Annotated in this window: 9 protein-coding genes; 1 reads left to right on the forward strand and 8 read right to left on the reverse strand. The window is 56.1% G+C overall.

The window, feature by feature from the left end; all coding sequences use genetic code 11:
* Positions 1 to 22: 22 nt before the first annotated feature.
* A complete protein-coding gene (locus ACTHUT_RS03885; protein ID WP_440385985.1) occupies positions 23 to 811 on the forward strand; it encodes a thiazole synthase in 789 nt (262 codons plus the stop codon).
* 71 nt (positions 812 to 882) lie between these two features.
* Here the strand turns inward: ACTHUT_RS03885 and ACTHUT_RS03890 are convergent, their stop codons facing one another.
* From ACTHUT_RS03890 to ACTHUT_RS03925, 8 genes are all read right to left on the reverse strand, one after another.
* On the reverse strand, positions 883 to 1,644 hold the full coding sequence (locus ACTHUT_RS03890) for a uracil-DNA glycosylase family protein (RefSeq protein ID WP_440385986.1): 762 nt from the start codon (positions 1,642 to 1,644) through the stop codon (positions 883 to 885).
* Positions 1,638 to 2,081 carry a ribosomal protein S18-alanine N-acetyltransferase gene (rimI, locus tag ACTHUT_RS03895; protein ID WP_440385987.1) on the reverse strand — a complete coding sequence of 148 codons (444 nt, stop codon included), beginning with the start codon at positions 2,079 to 2,081 and terminating at the stop codon, positions 1,638 to 1,640. The genes ACTHUT_RS03890 and rimI overlap by 7 nt, the downstream gene beginning before the upstream one ends.
* The gene (gene tsaB / locus ACTHUT_RS03900) at positions 2,078 to 2,785 is read right to left on the reverse strand and encodes a tRNA (adenosine(37)-N6)-threonylcarbamoyltransferase complex dimerization subunit type 1 TsaB (RefSeq protein ID WP_440418680.1); all 708 of its coding nucleotides are present in this window, start codon (positions 2,783 to 2,785) and stop codon (positions 2,078 to 2,080) included. The genes rimI and tsaB overlap by 4 nt, the downstream gene beginning before the upstream one ends.
* A gap of 129 nt (positions 2,786 to 2,914) precedes the next feature.
* Complete coding sequence (locus ACTHUT_RS03905) at positions 2,915 to 3,589, reverse strand: glutathione S-transferase family protein (RefSeq protein WP_440385989.1); 675 nt, start codon at positions 3,587 to 3,589, stop codon at positions 2,915 to 2,917.
* An 8-nt stretch (positions 3,590 to 3,597) separates the two neighbouring features.
* A complete protein-coding gene (locus ACTHUT_RS03910; RefSeq protein ID WP_049332227.1) occupies positions 3,598 to 3,993 on the reverse strand; it encodes a hypothetical protein in 396 nt (131 codons plus the stop codon).
* A complete protein-coding gene (locus ACTHUT_RS03915; RefSeq protein WP_440385990.1) occupies positions 3,994 to 5,160 on the reverse strand; it encodes a beta-ketoacyl-ACP synthase III in 1,167 nt (388 codons plus the stop codon).
* Between the two features lie 19 nt (positions 5,161 to 5,179).
* Positions 5,180 to 5,425 carry a GNAT family N-acetyltransferase gene (locus tag ACTHUT_RS03920; RefSeq protein WP_440385991.1) on the reverse strand — a complete coding sequence of 82 codons (246 nt, stop codon included), beginning with the start codon at positions 5,423 to 5,425 and terminating at the stop codon, positions 5,180 to 5,182.
* A gap of 34 nt (positions 5,426 to 5,459) precedes the next feature.
* The coding region (locus ACTHUT_RS03925) for a dialkylrecorsinol condensing enzyme (RefSeq protein WP_440418679.1) at positions 5,460 to 6,118 on the reverse strand (659 nt) is incomplete at its 5' end.

Genomic DNA, 6,118 nt, shown 5'->3' on the forward strand with positions numbered 1-6,118 from the left:
TAATATTACAAAGGAATCCATCATGTTTACCCTATACGGAGAAACTTTCTCTTCACGGCTGCTGCTCGGTACGGCTGCTTATCCGACGCCGGAAATCCTCAAGCAGTCTGTCCAAATCGCGCAACCGGCGATGATTACCGTTTCATTGCGCCGTGCCGGTAGCGGCGGCGAAGCGCATGGGCAGGGTTTTTGGTCGTTGTTGGAAGAAATGGGTGTGCCTGTGTTGCCCAATACCGCAGGCTGTCAAAGTGTGAAGGAAGCCGTGACTACTGCGCAAATGGCGCGCGAAGTGTTTGATACCGATTGGATCAAGCTCGAACTTATCGGCGATGATGATACGTTGCAGCCGGATATGTTCCAACTTGTCGAAGCGGCGGAAATCCTGATTAAAGACGGCTTCAAAGTGCTGCCTTATTGCACTGAAGACCTGATTGCCTGCCGCCGCCTGCTTGACGCTGGCTGTCAGGCGTTGATGCCGTGGGCGGCGCCGATTGGCACGGGTTTGGGCGCGGTTCATGCTTATGCGCTGAAAGTCCTGCGCGAACGTCTGCCCGACACGCCGCTGATTATTGATGCCGGTTTGGGTTTGCCTTCGCAGGCGGCGCAAGTGATGGAATGGGGCTTTGACGGCGTGTTGCTGAATACTGCCGTTTCCCGTAGCGGCGATCCGGTCAATATGGCACGCGCTTTTGCGCTTGCGGTCGAGTCGGGCCGTCTGGCCTATGAGGCGGAACCTGTGGAGGCGCGTGAGAAAGCGCGCGCCAGTACGCCGACGGTGGGTCAGCCTTTCTGGCATTCGGCGGAATATTGAAAAATATTAGGGCGTGTCGAACACGCCCTTTTTTATTGGTGGAAAACCTGATTTCAGGTTAAACAGAATGTTCAGACGGCCTTGGCCAAAAGCTGTTTTAATGGCTTTAAGATTTGCCATGCTTGCGCTTTGAGTTGCGGCTGCATCAGCAGGCGGGCGGGGTGGGGAATGACGAAATGCGGCCGCTCTGCGCACAATTCGTTCATCAACCCGATCATGTCGGGGCTGTCGAAGATTTTGCCGAGAAACAATACTGCGCGCGCTTGCGAGGCGGTCAGCTCGTTTTGCATTTCGGCAAGCTCGGCGCGGATGTGTTCGGTATCGGGTAGGGCGGTGAACACGGGCGCGGTTTTGACCCATGCGGTTTTGTGCGCCTGCTCGGGCTTGAGGCCGATGGCGGCGAGGATGTTGTCGAGAAGCGTGCCGACGTCTCCGCTAAACAGCGTACCGTGCAGGCTGTCTTCGGTGGACGGACAAATGCTGACCACCATGATTTCAGACGGCCTGATGGTTACGTCAAGGCGGGGCAGATTGTCTGAATGCGCGGCTTTTTCTGTTTTTGCCGGTGTTTCGGCCATGGCCTTGGGCGCCGCTTCGGGAACGCGGACAGCAGGTTTGGCCGTTTGCGCAGTGGCAATGGCGGCGGTGCGTGCCTGATGGGCGCCTGCGGATAAAGTGCGCACGGCTTGCGCGGTATCGGCGGCAATGGTTTTGGGGCGGACGGGCGCGGCTGCGGCTTGGGGCGCGGCATGGATGATTTTAGCGTTTTGGTTCAGCCACATCGGGCCCAAGCCCAAGGCTTCGTGCAGGTGCAGGTAGCGGCTGCTTAACATGATTTCTCCATCAATACGGCATCTTCGCTGCCACCGTCGGGCAGGGCGTAGTAGTTTTTGCGGTGGCCGCAGGTTTGGAAGCCGTGTTTGCGGTAGAGCTGTTGTGCGGTTTCATTGCTTGCGCGGACTTCCAGCAGTAATCGGGTTGCGCCTTGCTGTTGCACTGTGTTTTGCCAGTGTTGCAGCAGGGTGGACGCAATGCCTTGGCGGCGGTATTCGGGCGCGACGGCAATCAGGTGCAGTTCGGATTCGTCAAACACGGTTTGCCACACGATAAAGCCGGTAATTTGGTGGTCGGTCTGGCTGAGCCAAACGCTGTCGGGATGGTGTTGAGCCGCTGATTCAAACTGTTCCGCCGTCCACGGCGAAGGATTGCCTTGTGCATCGATGGCGGCAAGGGTGGGGCAGTCGGCAAGTACGGCTGGGCGCAGGTTCACGGTTTGGCCTTTTGTTGGGCTTGCTCTTGCGCGGTCAGGGCAATTTTATTGCGGACGTAGAGCAGCTCGGCATGCACCGCATCGGTGGCAACATAGCGGCCGCTGCGGGCAAGTTTAAGATAGTCGGCGGCAGTCGGCATATCGGCCTGACCGTCAAAAGGCGGTTTGTCGGCGAGGGCAAAGGCATTGCCGATGCCGCCGCTAGGCGTTTTGCCCTCGGGCGCGGTAATGGCGGCGGCTTTGCCAACTGTGTAATCGCTCAAACGGACGTGGTTTTGCGTATCAAACCATGCGTAGAACACTTCGCCCATACGCGCATCGGTGGCCGCCAGGATGCAGCTTGATGGCGGCAGCAGCGAAGCGGCGGCATCGAGGCAGGGAATGCCGATCATGGGCGTGTCAAACGGCGTGGCCAAACCTTGTGCAACCGCCGCGCCGATACGCAGGCCGGTAAATGCGCCGGGGCCTTGTGCATAAACGATGCAGCCCAAATCGGCGGCCGTGATGCCCGCTTCTTTAAAGAGGTGTTCGATTTGCGGCAGGATTTGTTCGGATTGCTTGGTGCCGACGTTTTCGTGAAACAGGCGGATTTCGCCTTGATGTTCCAATGCGATGGACAGAAAGGATGTGCTGGTGTCGATGGCAAGAGTCGGGCGGTTGTCGGTTGGCATGGTGTTATTTTTTAGAAGGATATGGGTTGCCATTATAGTGGAACGGCGAGGGGGAACAAAGCGTTCAGGCGGCGCTTGGGTAAAAACGCCGTTTGCCGCAAAGCTATTCGATAAGTGAACCAAGGTTTCAGGCCGTCTGAAAACGTTTCAGACGGCCTTGTTTTATTTGTCGAGTTTCAATAAAGGCGAACCTGCTTTTTCAACGGCGCGGCGGTAGGCTTCATGCGCTTCGATGCGTTGCAAATAGGCGCGGATATTGGGGTAGTCGGCGAAATCGAAGCGGTCGGCCGCGGCTTGCAGCGGATAGCTCATCATGATGTCGGCACCGCTGAGGCTGTTGCCGACCAACCATTCGCGGTTTTCCAACTCGCTGTCGATGTGGGCAAGATGCAGCGCGGCTTGCGGATGGATAAAGCTGCTTTTGACGCTGCCGCTGATTTTGCGGGCAATCGGTTTGACGAAAAACGGCATGGGCGCGCTTTCAATCCGGCGGAACACCAGTCCGAGCAGTAATAACGGCATCAGCGAACCTTCGGCATAATGCAGCCAGCGTTGATATTGCCAGTATTCGCGGCTGCCGCGTTCGGGCATTAGATGGCCGTTGCCGTAGGTTTGAATCAGATAGTCTGTAATCGCGCCGCTTTCCGCCAAGATAAAACCGTCATCATCCAATAAAGGCGATTTGCCCAAGGGATGGATGGCTTTGAGTTCGTCAGGAGCGAGCAAAGTGTCGGGATGGCGGCGGTAGGTTTGCAGGCGGTAGGGCGTACCGAGGATTTCAAGCAGCCAAACAATGCGCAGGGCGCGGGATTGGTCGAGCGAATGCAGGGTAATCATGAGGGGCTTTAAATATCGGTTTGTTTGAGGCCGTCTATGCTGATTTGGCAGGCATCGGCGTATTTTTGCAGGGTTTTGGCCGGTAGTTTGGCGAACACTTCGGGACGGAAATGCCGACGCAGCTGCCATTTCCATACGCCTGCCGCCATGGCCAAGCCGGTTTCATCATAACGGCAGCGGAACATATGGTAGTACAGCGGCGAATATTCGCCTTTTTCGACGGCTTCGCGCGCGGCCTGCGTTTGGGCATCGAGTTCGCACACTGCCATTTCGGTGGCGTAGGCTTCGTCCTGCCAACCGTTGCTGGTGGCCGCTTCGTAGTGGCCGTCGCGGGTGCCGTAGATGACTTTGCGGTGGCCGTGGTAGCTGGCGCTGTTGTCTTGAGGGATGTCGTCAATCTTCATTCAGACGGCCTTTACTGCTTCCAAAAGCATGAAACATGTTGAAAAACGGCCGCTTTCCGGAACGTAACACAGGATTTTTTGGCCGTGTTCGATGGGGAAAGTGCGCATAAATTCTTCAAGGATGATGTAAATCGAGGCCGACCCCGTGTTGCCCTTGCTTTGCAGATTGGTAAACCATTTTTCCTGCGGAATGTCGAAGCCGATGTTTTTCAGGCCGTCTGAAAGGCGGTCGCGGAAAAAGCCGGAAGAGTAGTGGGGCAGGAACCAATCGATTTCTTCGGCGCGGATGCCGTGTTTGGAGGCGATTTGGGAGAGGGGTTTTTCCACCGTATAGCGGACGATGTTTTCGTTTAGCAGTTTGACGTCCTGCTTGACCGCCATCAGGCTGTGGCGGCGGCCGTAATCGGCATCGGCGTGTTTCCAGCCTTCAAATACGCCGTCGCGGAATTCTGCGCCGGCATACATGCAGGGCGGCATTTCGTTGGCGTAGGAAAGCAGGTCTATCCAATGGATTTTCAGGCTGAGGCCGTCTGAATTGGGACGGTCGGACAGATGCACCGCGCCTGCGCCGTCAGACAGCATCCAGCGCAAAAAGTCTTTTTCAAACCCGATTTCGGGGGACGCGTTTTCCAGTTTTTTATGGTCGGTTTCACTTTGAAATACTTCGCCGCGCATGACCGCCGAGGCGTTTTCGGAAGCAACGGAAACCGCATGTGCGTGTTCGCCGGTACGCACGGCATTGTAGGCGTGTTTCATTGCCGCCATACCAGCCGCGCATACGCCTGCCATGCTGAACACTTCGCAAGGCGGCATATCCAGCAAGCCATGCACCATCACGCCGTGTCCTGGCATGGTTTGGTCGGGATAGGAAGTGGCGCAAGCCAGGCTGCCGATGGCTTTTGCAGGAACGCCTTGGGCAAACAGGCCGTTGACCGCTTCGGCGGCCAATTCGGCATTGGTGTGCGTCGTACGGCGGCTTTCGGGGTCGATGGCGTAATGTCGCGACAAAATGCCGTTGGAACGCAAAATCATGCGGCGCACGCGTGAAGGCACATCGCCTGCCATGCCGAGGACGGCTTCCATTTCGTCATTGCCGACGGGAGCATTGGGTAAAAAGGCAGAAACGCGGTTGAGATAAACGTCTTTGAGTGTGTTATTCGATGTCATGATGTGTTTGTCAAAATAATCAACCGATAAACCGCGCCGCGTAGTCGCAGCTTGCAGTCAACGGGATGTGGTGTGCTTCGGCGTATTCCATCAGCGCGTCCACCAGCAGTTTGGCAATGCCGCGATGACGGAAGTTGGGCGAGACCTCGGTATGGTTTACGTCCCAGCCGCCGGTGTGTTCGGTATAGCTGATATAGCCTGCTTCCAAACCGTCAATATCGATTTGAAAGCGACGGCGTTCGGGATAGTGGATAACTTCGGGCATGATGGGTTCCTGGTTTGAGGCCGTCTGAAAATTATTATCTGCCTGACGGTTGCGCATAATAGTCCGCCAGCTTTTTCAGACGGCCTTTAAGCAGCGGATGCAGCAGCTTTTTCAAAATCACGCTGACAGGCAAAACCACCAAAATCATCGCCAATAAAAAGACGATGTAAAAGCACAGCAAGGCACGGCGCAAAAGCGGAGAAATCCTGCCTGCCGCCATCAAAAGCCTGCCCCAGACGAAGAAGCTGCGGCCGGCAGCGCGTTCGCTGAAAATCAGTTTTTCATTAACCGTCACTGCGCCCATGTTTTGAAACAGGGTTTCGTCCAAAGGCTGTTGGTTTAACAGCGTATCGCGTAATTTCGCACCAAACCGCGCCGCATCCGCCAATTCTTCTTCAGCAATGCCGGCGGAGGGCAGGGAGCGGAAATAGCGTTTGTCGCCGGTCAGCATCCATGCGGGCGTGGTAATGAAACTTGCCGCGCTGTTGCAGGCATCGATTTTTACGATGTTGCCGATGAGTTTGGCGCCGTTTTGTTTCAGCAAAGATTTCATTTTTTCCTGCGCGCCCAGCCACATATTGCGGCAGCCGATAAGCGTGATGACCGGTTTGCCGTCCAGCAGGCGGCGCGTTTCTTCGCGTTGCAAAAAGGCGGTCATCGGTTGCGAAGGAGAGAGGAACCAAACGGTGTAGG

This window comes from Neisseria sp. P0022.S010 (assembly GCF_051956635.1).